Source organism: Christensenellaceae bacterium (assembly GCA_031260975.1).
GTDB lineage: Bacteria > Bacillota > Clostridia > Christensenellales > UBA1242 > JAISKJ01.
In genome coordinates, this window is sequence record JAISKJ010000003.1 from 306829 (window position 1) to 322763 (window position 15935).

Sequence of the window (15935 nt, forward strand, 5' to 3'; positions counted from 1 at the left end):
AATCAGCAACCCCCAATTTTTTGGATAGTCGCCGCTTTGCCATAGTCAAAATTTTGACCACTCATGTTAATTTCGGGGCTTATTTGCTCGCAAGCATTTTGGTTCGTGTTTTGTCCTGCATTCTGCTCTTGCTTGCGTTGTGGGGCATTCTGTGGGGCGACGCAAGGTATTAAAAACAATTTGTGATAATTTTCACCAAACCTAAACCCTGTGTTTGTTCCGTTGCCATAGTGTTCTATCTCACGAATCAAAACACCTGCATCGGCAAGGCGTGCGAAGATAATTTTTGATAGCGTAGTCGGTTTGATATTCAAAATTGGCAAGTCGTGTAAAATCTCGGCATACAAGCCGCCACCATAAATAAAACAGCGGTATCCGTTTACAAGTCGTATATCAAACCTATTAGAGACAATATTGTCAGTTATCCAACGCAAAATAACAAGGTGGCTTGTCGTCAGTTTTAATTCAATGGCGGCGGCTTGCGAAAACCCTAAAAATAGTGTTTGTTCACTCACGGGCTTCACCCCCATGAGTTTCGCCACTTCCCCTTGGTGATACCTTTTCAAGCTCGGTGGCGGCTTTGCGTTCCCACCATGCCGCTTGATAATCTCGCACACGCTTGCAGTTCTTGGCGTAGTATTGGCGTTTATATGCTCGCCGCAACTCTTTCGCCTTTTCTTTGATTGTCTTGTTATCCATGATTCAGAACCCTCCTTGGTTCTTAATTCTCATGGTTCATTCCGCATCGTAGACAACAAGATTTGTCCTATGTCCTATTATAGTCTTTTTCCTAAAAATATGTCAGTGTGTTGTTTTTCGCTAAAAAGTTAAGTTTACAAAAATAGTATAATTATTTTAATGTGTGGGCTTTCAAAACTTCTGTTTTTGATTATTTGCAAACAAAAGATAGTATAACTATATTAAAGTTTGGCTGTTGTTAATTTTGTAATTTCGTATAATGTATTAAACAAAAAGCAGAAGTGAAAAGATAGTATAAACATATATAAGTATTGTTTGCGTTTTCGCCATTTTTATGGCATAATATAAATGCGACACAAATCTCATTTTAATTTCTCTCACGAGGAATAACTTTTGGCTTTCTGCCATAGTTCCAAACTCGTGAGAGTGAGGTTTGTGTCGCAACTTACCTTGGGAACATGGTGTTAGCACTTGTGCCGTTCCCTCGGGGGCGGCACATTTTATTTATAAAATGTCGCCAATATACAAGGAGGCGGCATGATAAAAGACAAAAAGCATATTGCGTGGTTTGTGTTGAGTATTGCGGGGTTCGTGTTGTTTGTGGCGGTCTTTGTTTTGTTTTCACTGAATTATTATGGAGTTATATGGCAATCTCATTGGGATGAAATTCTTAATCAAATTGTTATAACGGAATATTCGGCTCGCTCATACTATCAAGCAGAGCCATACACAATTTATATATTTGCTTTCTATCTTGTTTGGGCGATTGCTTCTTTTGTGTTGCATATTGTTGGGGCGATAAAGGGCGACAAGTATAAATATCTTAACCATCACATTTCACGCATGACGACGCTTGCATTTTCATTTTTTGCGTTTTACTTAATCCTTACAGAAAGCATCAAAATATTAGAATCTATTGCTTATTCGCCAATAAAATCTTATGAGTTATATAGCGGCTTTTGGGCTGTCTTGGCTACGATAATCGTTTTGGTTGCTGTGCAGGTTGCGGCGGCTTTCATGTTGAAATTAAAAGATAAAAAGATTGTAAAACAATAACAACGCAAAAAGCCCCAATGTTTGAGGCTGTTTGCAAAAAATAATTTGGACATGATATTACACCTATTTTTTAATTTTTATTGTGTTTGAAAATTTAAGATATTTTCAAGTGGCATAATTAGTGGCATGGTTTTTGCGGTTTCGGCTTTTTCTTTGATTCATAAGATTTATTCCGCACAAACCAAATTTTTAGTGGCGTTTTTGCCTAAAATAGTGTATAATTTCGGCGTATGAATGATTGTAAAGGTGGCGAAAAATGAAGATAAATTGGTTTCCCGGGCACATGACAAAGGCCCTGCGTATGATGGAAAAAGAAATAAAGGTTGTGGATACAGTTATCTATGTTTTAGACAGCCGTGCTCCCAAAAGCTGCGTTAATCCCGAGCTTACTAAGCTTGCCGGAAACAAGCCCATAATTTATGTTTTAAATAAAGCTGATATGGCACCAAAGGCCGAGCTAAGCAAATGGGTCAAATATTTTAAGTCACCAAATAGTGAGGCAGTAATGCTTAACAGTACATCCTCAAGCAGTGCTAAGATTATTATATCAATAATAAAAAAACTGCTTGCTCCAAAAATTGAGGCTAAAGCTCAAAAAGGGATAACAAAAATTATCCGAGCCATGGTGGTGGGTGTGCCCAACAGCGGAAAAAGTACGCTTATAAATAACCTTTGCGGCAAGGGTAAAACTATGACAGGAAATAAGCCCGGAGTCACCCGCGGCAAACAGTGGGTGATGGTTGACGGAATCGAAATTCTGGACACTCCCGGCACATTATGGCCTAGTTTTGAGGACCATAATACTGCACTTAATCTCGCCTATATCGGTAGTATAAAAGACGACGTTTTAGATGTTGCGGAGCTTGCCTTTTCGTTTTTGGGGCAAATAAAGGGTAAATTCAATACGGAGATTGGTGAAAGATATAAAATTAATATAGAAAATACCGATGAAACACTTGAAATTTTTGATAGTATTTGCAGGGCACGAAAAGCAATTCTTCGTGACGGAGATTTTGATTATGAGCGTGCCGCCAGAGTTATTATAGATGACTTCAGGCATGGCAAATTCGGCAAAATTATTTTGGATAATTTATGATTGACACAAGCAGAAGTTATAAAATTGTTCACTTGAAAAAATACAGCATTCTGAGAAGTTCCCGTAATGATTTTTTTGTTCGTTCAAAATTTTACAGCTTCCGCTTGTGTACTGAGAAGAGGAAAAAGGCAGATTGGATTTATTTATGACAAAAGATATGTTTGAATACGAAAATAAATACAAAGGAAAAATCATTGCGGGCGTTGACGAGGCTGGCAGAGGTCCGCTTTGCGGACCCGTTGTTTGTGCTGCTGTGATTATGCCGATGGATAATATAATAGAAGGAGTTGATGACAGCAAAAAGCTTAGCTCCAAAAAGCGTGAGGAATTGTTTGAAAAAATTTTAGCTATTGCTATGGATTATAATATAACAGAAATTGCGCATACCAAAATTGATGAGATAAACATTCTTAATGCCACTAAGCTTGGCATGAAGGAAGCTGTTTTGGGGCTGAAAACCAAGCTTGACATCGTGCTTACCGATTTTGTGCATATTGATATTCAAATTCCGCAGCAGAATATAGTGCACGGCGACAGCCTAAGTTATACTATTGCGGCAGCAAGTATTCTTGCAAAGGTTTATCGGGACAGGCTTATGACGGAGCACGCGAAAAAATATCCCAACTACGGATTTGAAAAGCATAAGGGCTACGGCACAAAGCAGCATATAGAAAGCCTTAAAAGGCACGGCCCGTGCGAAATTCACCGAAAGACTTTTATTAAAAAGTTTGTGGAGGCTCAAAATGTATAGCAGAGAAGATATAAACGAATATAACAAGCATCAGCAGTTTGATCAAGCGCTTGAAAAATTTTCCGGCAGCAGAAGCTTTAATAAACAAACCGGTAATATCGGTGAGGCAATTGCCGAAAAAATTCTGAAGGACAAAGGGTATAAAATAATTACTGTAAACTACACAAATAAAATCGGAGAAATTGACATAATAGCACAACAGAAAGACACCATTGTTTTTGTGGAAGTTAAGATGAGAGCAAGCCTTGGCAGGGGAACTCCCAGAGAAGCAGTCAATACTTTTAAGCAACGTAAAATAAGACAGGTTGCCGAGGCTTTTTTAAAATCTAAACGTATGCTTGATGTTGGTTGCCGATTTGACTGCATTGAAATTGTGGGAAGTGCAGATAAACATACAATTGAGCATCTTGAAGGGTGTTTTTAAAACGCATATTAAATATTTGACAAAAAGATTTGTTTTTGATATAATAAGTATATAATCAATATTTGCGCTAAGAAGCATAATAGTAGCGGACATTTTGGAATTTAGAGAAAAGTTGGCTGGTGAGAAACTTTCGGGGAATGTTTTGTGAATTACGATGCTGTCAGCAAACAAGCCTAAGGCAGTTGGCAAAAGAGGCAAAAGGTAACTTTTGTGAAATTAGGTGGTACCACGAAATTTTCGTCCTATGGAGTTTTTCATAGGATTTTGTTTTTTAAAGGAGAGAAAAAAATGAATAAATTACTAAGCGGAATTAAAAGAGTTGCGGTGCAGATAACCGAAGAAAAGTCGCTGGAAGAAAGACTAAATAGCGGCAAACAGCTTGTAATCAAGTTGGGGGCTGACCCGAGCCGGCCTGATCTTCATTTGGGTCACGCTGTGGTGTTGCGTCAAATCAAAAAGTTTCAGGATGCCGGACACAAAGTTGTGTTTATTGTGGGTGACTTTACTGCAATGGTGGGGGACCCTAGCGGGCGAAGCAAAACAAGGCCCGCTCTTACGTTAGAGCAGACCCGAGCCAGCGGAGCTACGTATTTTAAGCAAGTTACAAAAATTTTGGACCCCAAGAAAACGGAGATTGTATATAATTCAAAGTGGCTTGAAAGAATGGGTTTTAAGGATATTTTAGAGCTTTGCGCCAAATATACGGTGGCACGAATTTTAGAACGTGATGACTTTAGCAAAAGATTTAATTCCAACGCGCCCATTGGTGTTCATGAGCTTATGTATCCGCTTATGCAGGGTTTTGATTCGGTTCAGATTAAGGCTGATATTGAGGTTGGAGGCACCGACCAGACTTTTAATCTGCTTGTGGGCAGAGACCTTCAAAAGGACTATGGACAAATTCCGCAGGAGGTTATTACTTTTCCGCTTCTGGTGGGGCTTGACGGAAAAGAAAAAATGAGTAAGTCTTTGGATAACTATATCGGCATTGACGAGCCGCCGGCTGTTATGTTTGAAAAATGTATGAAGGTACCCGACAGTGTTCTGCTTGACTACTTCAGACTGACCACTGATATCCTGCTTGAAGAGGCTCGGGAGCTTTGTAAAAACATGAGAGAGGCGCATTTTGAATATGCTAAAACAATAGTTGAGATGTATCACAGCAAAAAGGATGCAACCCAAGCTAAAGAAAGGTATATTACTGTAGCCAGCAATAATATACCTGATGATATAAAAGAAGTGGTGCTTGATAGTAGTGGAGGACACCCGTTTGTTTCTTTTGTGGGTAAAAACACAGAAGGTCAAGCTACCGATGAAAGTGTAATTTATTTAATTAATGCCTTGGTAGAAGGGGGACTTGAAGATTCCACTTCCAACGCGCGCCGAATGATTGAAGGCGGTGGAATAAAGGTGAATGGTGAGGTTGTTAAGGATAAGGCTCTAAGATTGAGTAAAGGCGAATATGTAATCCAAAAAGGCAAAAACAAATTTGTTAAGGTCATAATTAAATAAAACCTGCAGTATTTTAGTTGTGGCTGATTACTTTTTATAAAACTCGTTCGTCATCTATAATTTGTTCATAAAGCTTAATAAGGTTGTCAAAATCGGATTGTAATTCCTTTGGCAGCCTGTTTTTTATTGATTCTTCTAAAACTCCAAGCTTTTTATATAATACAATTTTTGATGGTTCTTTATCTTTTGAAAAGAAAATATCACAGTTTTTCATATAAAAGCTCCCTTTGTTTGCATAAAAGACTTCTTTAATGTAAGAATATATTATAGGACTAAAATTTAGTCATGTCAACTAAAAATTAGTAGCGTATGTTAAAATTTTTACATGTTAAAAGACCAAATAAAGGAACTGAGAATAATAAGAGGTTTGTCGCAAACGCAAATGGCGACATTGTTGAATATGAGCCGAACGGGGTACGCAAGCTGGGAACAGGGACTTTCAGAGCCGAATTCAAGCGACCTAAGAAAATTATGCGTTATTTTTGACGTAACAGCCGATGAACTCTTAGAGATAGAAACACCGGAAGAGCGAAGAAGAGTTATTATAAACTATATGATGAACATAAAAGATAACAAAAAAGAATAAATGTATAATAAAAAGGGTCACATTGCAGCTGTGGCTTTTTTATTTTGTCATGGTTTTATATCTTTTGCAGTATACTTGATTGAGGCCGCAAAAATTAAATTGTTTTAAAAGCCATAAAAGTGCTTGTCAAAAGTGTTTTGTTATGTTATAATTCTCTCTAGACTTCGGGTGGTCCGCTATCCAAAATGTTATATGAGGCATATTTGCTTGCATCAACAGAGCTCTTTAACTGCTCAGGGTATGAACACTTAGGTATATTCTTTTATTAAGGAGGTATAAGTCATGAACCTGATAGACATTATTGAGAAAGAAAATCTTAAGGAGAACGTTCCGCAGTTTGATGTGGGCGACACCGTTAAAGTGTATGTTAAGATTATCGAAGGCAACAAAGAAAGACTGCAGGGCTATGAAGGCGTTGTAATCGCCAGACGTCACGGAAGTGTAAGAGAATCTTTTACTGTGAGACGGCTTTCATACGGTGTGGGAGTTGAGAGAACTTTTCCGCTGCACAGCCCAAAGGTTGACCGTGTTGAGGTGCTCAAAAAAGGTAAAGTCAGACGTGCTAAGTTGTTCTATTTGAGAGAGCGCACAGGAAACGCTGCCAAAATTCAAGAAAAAAGAGAAGGCAAAAACACTAAAGACATCAAAGAAGCAAAATAATAACAAAAATGATAGGTTGTTCCTATCATTTTTCTTTAGCTTCTGTAAAAATTTCAAGGTCTTGTTCGGTCAGATACCCTTCGCGTAGCAGGCCGTCTTCAAGATATTCGTCCTTGCTCAAAATTATTTTTTTATATGGCATAGAAAGCCTTTCATTTATTCGTTCTTCCCATTTTTCGGTTAACTGTTGTATGAAGGTCTCATTATTACCTCGCTGTTCGGCCCTCTCAATATATTCATATTTGCATTCAATGGCAGGAAACACTAGTATAGGTTCGTAACCAAGCTCTGTCAGAGGGGGGAGATATACAGGACTTGGAGCAAGCAGCACAAGTTTATATTTTTTTGCAGCCTCTATGACTGCATCTATATAATTTTGTGGGAATTGTGGATTCTGGGTTCTAACATCAGTTCCTTTTAATGCTTCAGCAGGAATTGCTCTTTGCTCATCGGTCAGCAAATATCTGTAGTTAGAGACCCCAAGGTCTTTGATAACATTATCAGCGTATTTTTTATCCCTGCCCAGAGTGGTTTTGCCTGTACATGAATAAGCACTTATTATATTACCGAATTTATCCATATCTCACCTCCGTTATTGCAAAGAAGTAAAGCCAAATTATCCTTTAATTACGCTGGCTTTATTTTTATTTTAACACAGGTGATAAAATAGTTCAATACCTTTATTTTTATATGCTTGGGGTTTGGTATCAAATTTATTTTGAAAAACTCCAAATTTTTAGTATACTTAAAAAGTAACAGTATGAGATTACGTAGGAGAAAGGTATGTTGTCTATAATAAACAGTTTTGCGCTTGACGGGCTTAAGGGTTATAGAGTTAAGGTTGAAGTTGATATCAATAAGGGGCTCCCGTCATATGATGTGGTGGGTCTTGCTGACACTGCCATCAAAGAAAGCAAGCAACGCGTGAGGTCGGCAATCAAAAACAGCGGGTATCAGTTTTCGGTTGATAAAATAACCATAAATCTTGCTCCTGCAGACACCAAAAAAGAGGGTTCTCTTTTGGACCTTGCCATTGCTATAGGTCTTCTTAGCGCTACCGGTCAGATTGAAACAGAAAACATAAAGGATATTGTTTTTATAGGGGAGCTTTCACTTGATGGCTCTATCCGCAAGGCAAACGGGGTTTTGCCTATTTTGATATCGGCCAGAAAGTCAGGTATAAAAAAAATAATAATTCCTAAAGAAAACGCCAAGGAGGCAAGCTTTACTCCTAATATGGAAATTTATGCCCTTGAAAAATTGGGCGATGTTGTAGACTTTTTAAATGGTGAGCAGCACTTTGAAAAGGTGACGACCTCAAGTTATGAGCAGGCTAAGCGGCAGTTTGTTTCAGAAAGCGATTTTTCTTGGGTCAAGGGCCAGAGCAGCGCCAAACGTGCTTTAGAGATAGCCGCCGCCGGCGGACACAACGTTTTGATGCTGGGCCCTCCCGGCAGCGGGAAAACTATGCTCGCGAAGTGCCTACCTACAATTCTGCCTGACATGACATTTGAAGAGGCTTTGGAAGTTACTAAAATCCACAGTATTGCGGGCTGCCTTGACGAAAAAACGGGCATAGTCTTGGAGCGGCCTTTCAGAGCACCGCATCACACAGCGACAACTGTGGCTCTTACCGGCGGCGGAGGCAAAGCTAAGCCCGGTGAGATAAGTCTTGCTCACAATGGCGTGTTGTTTTTGGATGAAATTCCTGAATATAACAGACACTCGATAGAAACACTGCGTCAGCCGCTTGAGGACGGCACGGTAGTGGTGGCGCGAAACCTTCGCAGTATAGAGTATCCCGCCAGCTTTATGCTGATTGCCAGCATGAACCCCTGCCCGTGCGGGAATTATGGAAGCAAGCTTAAGGAATGTAAATGCTCACCTGCGCAGATACACAAATATCTTAATAAGCTCAGCGGGCCGCTTATGGACAGAATTGACCTGCATGTTGAAGTGGACGCAGTGAGCTTTCAGGAGATTTCGGGGGACATAAATGAAGAAAGCTCTGAGAGTATAAAAAGTAGAGTAGACAGCGCCCGAAAAATTCAGCTTTTGAGATTTGACGACAAAAAGACTTTCAGCAACAGCAAAATGACAAGCGCTATGTGCAAAAAATATTGTACACTTGATGTTGAGACTACAAAACTTTTAGAGACAGCTTTTGTAAGTCTCAAGCTAAGCGCCAGAGCGCACAACCGCATTTTGAAGGTGGCGCGAACCATAGCTGACCTTGAAGGTAGCGAAAAGATAAATAGTGAGCATCTTTTGGAAGCTATAAGTTATCGCTCACTTGACAATAAATATTGGTAAGGAGAACTATGCTTAACGAAAATGATTTGTGTTTGGTGTGGCTGGATAGTTTTATGCAGCTGAGCTACAAAAAGAAACAGGCGCTGCTCTTGATGGTGGAGGAGCCTAAGGACTTGCGGAAAAACTTTGAGACGATGAAAGATGAGCTTGTTCCTGTTTTGTCTGCGTCTCTTTTTAATATAATGCTAAGCTCAATAAAACAAAACACACTTAGAAGTGTGCTTGATGATATAGACCAAAAAGACATAAAAGTTGTGACTATGACAGGCACTGACTATCCTGAAAGACTTAAACAGATTGGTGACCCTCCGCTTGTGCTTTATTGCAAGGGTGACACAAGACTTTTAAAGAGCAGATGTTTTGCTGTTGTGGGCACAAGGTATATCACTAACTACGGGAAAATTGTAACCGAAAAGTTTAGCAAAGATTTGTGTGATGCGGGTTTCACTATTGTCAGCGGGCTGGCCCCGGGTGTAGACTCAATTGCGCATCAAACAACTTTAGAGCGAAAAGGTAAAACCATTGCAGTGTTTGCAGGGGCCTATGACAATATCTATCCGGCAAGCAATCACGACCTTGCCCTAGACATAGAAATGAATGGACTTCTTATTTGGGAGTTTCAGCCGGGGCTAGCTTTGAGGAACTTTCACTTTCCGGTGCGCAACCGTATTATTGCCGGCCTCAGTGAGGGAGTGTTAATTACTGAGGCGGGCGCAAAGTCCGGGGCGTTGTATACTAAAAACTATGCTATAGAAAATAATATTGATGTGTTTGCAGTTCCCGGAAACATTACAAGTTCGGCGAGTATGGGCACAAACAGAGCAATTGCGTGTTCTCATGCAATTCCTGTTGTAGACATAACTGATATTCTGAATGTATATAATATGCAGCTTAAGATAAATATTCCGACGGTTTCAACACTAAGCGGGGACGAAAATACTATAATACATATGTTGAAATCGGGCGAAAAGAGTTTTCAGGAAATGATAGATATTTGTAAATTTGACGCGAAAAGTTTGAATACTTTGTTGACAACAATGTCAATTCGTGGTTTAATAAAAAAACTAGCAGGAAATTTATATACTATTTAATTGTGTAAGTGGCAGAGATATTTAGTTTTTCGCTAAAAAACTAAATATCTTTGCTACCCATAACCTAAGTATCGTACATGAAATTGTGGTTGAACATAAAAGGAGAAATTAATGAACTTAGTTGTCATAGAAGGACCGGGTAAAAGGGATACATTAAAAAAATATCTGGGCGAGGGTTTTGAGGTTGTGGCCACAAAAGGGCATATCAGAGATTTGCCCGAAAAGGGCTTTGGTATTGATATTAATAATAACTTTGAGCCCAAGTATACGCTTATGCCTGACAAGACCGATATTGTTGAGCAGTTAAAGGCCAAGAAAGACAGAGCAAGTAAAGTATATATCGCAACCGACCCTGACAGAGAGGGCGAGGCAATTGCTTGGCATGTGGGGCATATTTTGGGTATAAATGAAAGTGAACCCTGTCGTATTGAATTTAATGAAATATCAAAAAATGCTGTTAACAAGGCACTTTTGAGCCCGCGTGCGATAAACATGGATTTGGTGCATGCACAGCAGGGAAGGCGCGTACTTGACCGTATTGTGGGATATAAGGCTTCACCTGTGCTCAACAAAAAGATACAAAAAAACCTTAGCGCCGGAAGGGTGCAGTCGGTGGCACTCAAAATTGTGGTTGACCGCGAACGCGAGATAAAAAACTTTAAGCCCGAAGAATATTGGAACATAAACGCATTGCTCAGCAAGCTTAGCAGCCCACAGTTTAAGGCAGCCCTTGCACTTAAAGAGAGCAAAAAATATCAAAGCCACAGCGAAAAAGAAACGCTGGAGGTTGTGGATTATGCAAAAAAGCAAGATTTTATTGTCGCCGAAGTCAAAAAATCTATCGCCCGTTCAAATGCTCCGGCGCCTTTTGTTACAAGTACGCTTCAGCAGGATGCCCTCAATAAGCTGGGTATGCCGCTGAGACGCACTACTATGGCCGCGCAGCAGCTTTATGAAGGCGTTGAGATTAAGGGCGAAGGCAAGACGGCTCTCATAACATATATAAGGACAGATTCTACCAGAGTTTCGCCCGAAGCACAGGCGATAGCGAAGGAGTTTATAATAAATAAATTTGGAAAAGATTATGTGCCAGCGTCTTTTAATGTTTTTAAAACAAAAAAGAATGCTCAGGACGCCCACGAGGCGATAAGACCGATAAATTTGTTTATTACACCCGAAATTGCCAAAAATTCGCTCAGTCCGGATAACTTCAAGCTTTATAAATTAATATACGACAGATTTCTGGCCAGCCAAATGAGCGAAGCTACTTTTGATGCTCTGTCGGTTCTAATAAACGCAGGTATTTACGGCTTTAAGGTTACAGGTAAAACTCCGTTATTTTTGGGGTATACCGCTGTTTATAAAGTGTATGAGGACAACAAAGATGACCAAGACAGCGAGCAGATTCAGCTGCCAAACCTTGTGGTAGGCGATAAGCTGACGCTGCATGACATATTAAAGGAACAGAAGTTTACCAAGCCGCCGCCAAGATATACCGAAGCGAGTTTGGTTAAAACTATGGAAGAGAAGGGTATTGGTAGACCTGCGACATATGCGCCCACGATTTTGGTACTTTCAAAACGAAGATACACCGAAAAAGACGGAAAATATCTGCTTCCCACCGAGCTTGGCACAACCGTGGTTGAGTTTTTGGAGAAGTATTTTGACGACATTATGGACGTAACTTTTACCGCTCAGATGGAAACGCAGCTTGATGAGGTTGAAGAGGGGGCTATTCGGTGGCAGGATTTGGTGGCAAGTTTTTATGAAGGCTTTGAAAAAGAGGTGGCAAAAGCATTGGGCGGAGACGGCATAAAAGTGCCGGTTGAAGTAAGCAGCATACCTTGTGAAAAGTGCGGAGCTATGTTGGTGGTTCGTATGGGCAAATACGGAAAGTTTTTGGCTTGCCCCAACTTTCCAAACTGTAAGAATGTTAAGAGCCTGACCGATGTTGGACCCAAAATCCCTGTAGCTAAGTGCCCTGACTGCGGAAAAAATATATATGCCAGAAAGAGCAAGCGCGGCACACTGTTTTATGGCTGTGAAGGATATCCTGACTGTAAGTTTGCAAGTTGGGATATTCCGATAGAAGAAAAGTGCCCTGAGTGCAAGAGCTTTCTCACTAAAAAACCTATGAAAGAAGAAACAAAAATAAAGTGTTCAAACAAAGACTGTAAGTATACCCGAAGTGACCCTCCCGAACAAAAGTAAAGAATATATGCGGGACATCCCGCTACACCGATATCGGTGTGTAAGTGCGGCTATATTGCCGTAGCTGGCGGGGTTTGCCCGCAAAAGGAGTAAGATATGGATTTAGCACCTAAAGAAGTAGTAAAAGAGCTTGATAAGTATATTATAGGCCAGGCAGTGGCTAAAAAGGCGGTGGCGATAGCTCTTAGGAACCGTTATAGACGAAGCAAGCTTGACAAGACTATGAGGGATGAAATTACGCCCAAGAATATTATTTTAAAGGGCCCCACAGGTGTGGGAAAGACCGAAATAGCAAGGCGTCTTGCTAAGCTGGTCAGAGCTCCGTTTATTAAGGTTGAGGCCACAAAGTTTACTGAAGTGGGTTATGTGGGCAGAGATGTTGAAAGTATGATTAGAGACCTTGTAGAGGTTTCAATTCATCTTGTTAAGCATGAAAAGATTGAGGAGGTTGCTGCTAAGGTAAAGCCGCTGGTTGAAAAACGGCTGTTTGATATTATATATCCTCTCAAAAAGGCACAGGCGTCAACCGTGGCCGCCACCAGTGAAGAAGCACTGCTGAGCGAAACGGTAAAGTCGAAGCTCGAGCTTGGAGAGTATGACAATGAGGTTATTGAGTTAGACGTAAAGGACACCCCCAAGGATATTGAGGTTGTTCCTGGCATGGGCGGCGGAATAAACATAGGCAATATTTTTGAGGGAATTATACCTGTTAGAAAAAAGCGCCGCAAGATGGCCGTTAAGCAGGCAAGAGAAATTTTGACTATTGAAGAAAGCGACAAGCTTATTGACCTAGACGGCGTAAACAGTGAAGCCATAAAAAGAGCTGAGCAGGAAGGTATTATATTTATTGATGAAATTGATAAAATCGCTTCAAAGGGTGGCAGGGGTAACGGGCCCGAAGTGAGCCGTGAAGGTGTGCAGCGGGATATTCTTCCTATTGTTGAAGGCAGCACAGTAAACACAAAATATGGAATGATACGCACGGATTATATCTTGTTTATTGCAGCAGGTGCCTTTCATATAAGCAAGGTTGAGGATCTTATACCTGAGCTTCAGGGCAGGTTCCCAATTCTGGTGGAGCTTGACAGTCTTAAGGCTAAAGATTTTGAACGTATTTTGACTGAGCCTAAAAACGCTATAACAATTCAATATAGCGAACTGTTTAAGGTGGACAATATCAATCTGGTGTTTAAGAAAGAGGCGATCTCCACCATTGCTGAGTTTGCCGAAAAAGAAAACAACGACACCGAAAATCTTGGGGCAAGGCGGCTTCACACTGTTATGGAGCAACTGCTTGAGGATATTAGCTTTAATGCCGACGGCGGGCATCCTATGCTGGATGTTGTTATAGACAAGGAATATGTGCACAAAGTGCTTGAAAATGCAAGCCGTAAGAGAGACCCGAAGATGGTTGTGGGATTTAAGGGAAAGTAAGTTGTTAATTGAATAATTATTATGGTTTAAATGCTGCTTACTTTGGAGTTTTGAAATTATTCGTTTCAGAAATTTTACAGCAACAGGGAGTGGAAGAAGATATAAAATTTTTGTGCACTCACAATTTCAAAACTCCAGTCGCAGCAGGTAAGAACTTTTATTATGATTTGTGAGCATTAATTTATACTCACTTAACAACTTACCCTTTAAAGAAGAGAAGGAAGGCGGTTTATTGAACGGTATGGGTATTATATGAGTTTTAAGCGTTTTACGATAGCTTTTACGTCTTTTGAAAGGAGGAAGAACATGATAGAAAAACCCAAAGGGACAAAATCGATGCTGCCGCAGGATAGTTTCAGGTGGCAGTTTATTGCGGATAACATACGAAAGCTCATGACGCTGTATTGCGCCTCTGAAATACGTACGCCCACATTTGAATATACTGAATTGTTTTTGCGCGGAGTGGGTGACAGTACTGACATAGTAAACAAAGAAATGTATACCTTTTTGGATAAGGGCGGCAGGAGTATTACGCTTAAGCCCGAGGGCACGGCAGGAGTTGTGCGTGAATTTGTTGAAAGCGGAATGTTCAACGACCCGCAGCCCACAAAACTGTATTATATAATGCCGTCATTTCGGTATGAAAATCCTCAAGCAGGCAGGCTCAGAGAATTTCACCAATTTGGAGTGGAGTATTTTGGAGCGAGTTCACCCAAAGCTGATTTTGAAGGCATAAGCGTAGCTATAGATTTTTTGAAGGCTTTAAAGTTTAGGGACTTTAAGCTGCATCTTAATTCAATCGGGTGCCCAGAGTGCCGGAAAAAATATAACGAAGTGCTCACCAATTTTTTGGGAAGTAAGCTAAAAGTTATGTGTCCTGATTGCAATCGCAGATTTAAGACAAATCCGTTGCGTATTTTGGACTGTAAAAACGAGGACTGTAAAAAAATATTGAAGTGCGTACCTAAAGTTACTGATTTTTTGTGTGACGAATGTAAGATACACTTTACTCAGGTGCAAAAGCTTTTAAAAGACGCCAAAATTGATTTTATTGTGGACGGCGACCTTGTGAGAGGTCTTGATTACTATACCAAAACGGTATTTGAAATTATGACAGATATTAAAGGCGTGGGAACAATTACACTTGTCGGAGGCGGAAGGTATGACAATCTGGTTGAAAGCCTTGACGGACCTAAAACCCCTGCTTTTGGATTTGGCTGCGGTATTGAAAGACTGCTGTTTGCCCTTGAAAAGTCGGAGATAGAAATTTGTGAGCCCCAAAAGACTTTGGTATACATAACAAAGGCCACCGAGCTTAATACTAATCTTGATATTGAAATTGCAGTTAAACTTCGCGAAAAGGGTATTAGCTGTGAGGTTGACTTGTGTGACCGAAGCTTTAAGGCACAGTTTAAGTATGCTAATAAGCTGGGTGTGAAATATAATATTATAATAGGCGAAAAAGAGCTTGCCGGCGGAAAGATTACATTGAAAGATATGACTAGCGGTCAGGAACAGCAGGTGGAAGCAGACAAAGTTGCCGATTTGATAAAATAGTGTTAATTACATGTCGAAAAATGACAAAAATAGTCCGTTTGGGGTTGATTTTTGAAGAAGTTTATGGTATAGTAAAAATGTAACATTAAAAATTAAGGAGTGGTTATATGATTGAAATTGAACACGCAAATGAAAGTAATTTTGAAAAGGTGATAAAATCTAAATCGGTTGTGATGATTGACTTTTTTGCAACATGGTGCGGACCATGTAAAATGCTGAGCCCAATTCTGGAGCAGATTGCAAATGAAAATGAAGTGGATATTGGTATTGCAAAGCTTGACATTGACGAGTCACTTGAAATTGCCAAGCAGTTTGGAGTTATGAGTGTTCCGACCATGATAATCTTTAAGGATGGCGACGAGATAGAGCGCCTTGTGGGGCTAAAACAAAAAGCCCAGATAATTGAGACTCTGAAAAACTATATCGGAGAAGAATAAAAAAAACGGCAGTTGCCGTTTTTTTTTGTGTCCATTTGAAAAAAAGGTTTGTCTTGACTTTATGACAATGTATGCTATAATATTTATATAAATATTAAATAGAGTTGG

General features: G+C 40.0%; 17 protein-coding genes. 13 read left to right on the forward strand and 4 right to left on the reverse strand.

Annotated features, from left to right (window positions below):
• Positions 1–2 precede the first annotated feature (2 nt).
• The gene (locus LBN07_02025) at positions 3–530 is read right to left on the reverse strand and encodes a hypothetical protein (protein ID MDR0850242.1); all 528 of its coding nucleotides are present in this window, start codon (positions 528–530) and stop codon (positions 3–5) included.
• The gene (locus LBN07_02030) at positions 508–699 is read right to left on the reverse strand and encodes a hypothetical protein (GenBank protein ID MDR0850243.1); all 192 of its coding nucleotides are present in this window, start codon (positions 697–699) and stop codon (positions 508–510) included. The genes LBN07_02025 and LBN07_02030 overlap by 23 nt, the downstream gene beginning before the upstream one ends.
• A gap of 537 nt (positions 700–1236) precedes the next feature.
• Between LBN07_02030 and LBN07_02035 the strand changes: the two genes are divergently transcribed.
• From LBN07_02035 to tyrS, 5 genes are all read left to right on the forward strand, one after another.
• Complete coding sequence (locus LBN07_02035; protein ID MDR0850244.1) at positions 1237–1755, forward strand: hypothetical protein; 519 nt, start codon at positions 1237–1239, stop codon at positions 1753–1755.
• Positions 1756–2011: 256 nt separating this feature from the next.
• On the forward strand, positions 2012–2851 hold the full coding sequence (gene ylqF, locus LBN07_02040; protein MDR0850245.1) for a ribosome biogenesis GTPase YlqF: 840 nt from the start codon (positions 2012–2014) through the stop codon (positions 2849–2851).
• Between the two features lie 145 nt (positions 2852–2996).
• On the forward strand, positions 2997–3602 hold the full coding sequence (locus tag LBN07_02045) for a ribonuclease HII (GenBank protein MDR0850246.1): 606 nt from the start codon (positions 2997–2999) through the stop codon (positions 3600–3602).
• The gene (locus LBN07_02050) at positions 3595–4026 is read left to right on the forward strand and encodes a YraN family protein (protein MDR0850247.1); all 432 of its coding nucleotides are present in this window, start codon (positions 3595–3597) and stop codon (positions 4024–4026) included. Before LBN07_02045 ends, LBN07_02050 begins: the two co-directional genes overlap by 8 nt.
• Positions 4027–4314: 288 nt before the next feature.
• Complete coding sequence (tyrS, locus tag LBN07_02055) at positions 4315–5538, forward strand: tyrosine--tRNA ligase (protein ID MDR0850248.1); 1224 nt, start codon at positions 4315–4317, stop codon at positions 5536–5538.
• A 34-nt stretch (positions 5539–5572) separates the two neighbouring features.
• Here tyrS and LBN07_02060 read toward each other — a convergent pair whose 3' ends face one another.
• Positions 5573–5752 (reverse strand): hypothetical protein, encoded by a 180-nt coding sequence (locus tag LBN07_02060; protein ID MDR0850249.1) that lies wholly within the window; start codon positions 5750–5752, stop codon positions 5573–5575.
• A gap of 111 nt (positions 5753–5863) precedes the next feature.
• On the opposite strand from LBN07_02060, the gene LBN07_02065 reads away from it, so the two are divergent.
• A complete protein-coding gene (locus LBN07_02065; protein MDR0850250.1) occupies positions 5864–6124 on the forward strand; it encodes a helix-turn-helix domain-containing protein in 261 nt (86 codons plus the stop codon).
• A 282-nt stretch (positions 6125–6406) separates the two neighbouring features.
• Positions 6407–6784, forward strand: coding sequence for a 50S ribosomal protein L19 (gene rplS, locus LBN07_02070; GenBank protein ID MDR0850251.1), 378 nt, complete (start codon positions 6407–6409; stop codon positions 6782–6784).
• 25 nt (positions 6785–6809) lie between these two features.
• Here the strand turns inward: rplS and LBN07_02075 are convergent, their stop codons facing one another.
• A complete protein-coding gene (locus tag LBN07_02075; GenBank protein MDR0850252.1) occupies positions 6810–7364 on the reverse strand; it encodes a hypothetical protein in 555 nt (184 codons plus the stop codon).
• 203 nt (positions 7365–7567) lie between these two features.
• Between LBN07_02075 and LBN07_02080 the strand changes: the two genes are divergently transcribed.
• The 6 genes from LBN07_02080 (at position 7568) to trxA (ending at position 15827) form a co-directional block, all read left to right on the forward strand.
• On the forward strand, positions 7568–9097 hold the full coding sequence (locus LBN07_02080; GenBank protein ID MDR0850253.1) for a YifB family Mg chelatase-like AAA ATPase: 1530 nt from the start codon (positions 7568–7570) through the stop codon (positions 9095–9097).
• A gap of 8 nt (positions 9098–9105) precedes the next feature.
• Positions 9106–10188, forward strand: coding sequence for a DNA-processing protein DprA (dprA, locus tag LBN07_02085; protein ID MDR0850254.1), 1083 nt, complete (start codon positions 9106–9108; stop codon positions 10186–10188).
• Positions 10189–10299: 111 nt separating this feature from the next.
• Positions 10300–12399 carry a type I DNA topoisomerase gene (gene topA / locus LBN07_02090; GenBank protein ID MDR0850255.1) on the forward strand — a complete coding sequence of 700 codons (2100 nt, stop codon included), beginning with the start codon at positions 10300–10302 and terminating at the stop codon, positions 12397–12399.
• 96 nt (positions 12400–12495) lie between these two features.
• Entirely contained in the window at positions 12496–13833 is a 1338-nt protein-coding gene (gene hslU, locus LBN07_02095) for an ATP-dependent protease ATPase subunit HslU (protein ID MDR0850256.1), read from the forward strand.
• Positions 13834–14139: 306 nt separating this feature from the next.
• Positions 14140–15390 carry a histidine--tRNA ligase gene (gene hisS, locus LBN07_02100; protein MDR0850257.1) on the forward strand — a complete coding sequence of 417 codons (1251 nt, stop codon included), beginning with the start codon at positions 14140–14142 and terminating at the stop codon, positions 15388–15390.
• 107 nt (positions 15391–15497) lie between these two features.
• Positions 15498–15827 carry a thioredoxin gene (gene trxA / locus LBN07_02105; GenBank protein MDR0850258.1) on the forward strand — a complete coding sequence of 110 codons (330 nt, stop codon included), beginning with the start codon at positions 15498–15500 and terminating at the stop codon, positions 15825–15827.
• The last annotated feature ends 108 nt before the right edge of the window (positions 15828–15935 follow it).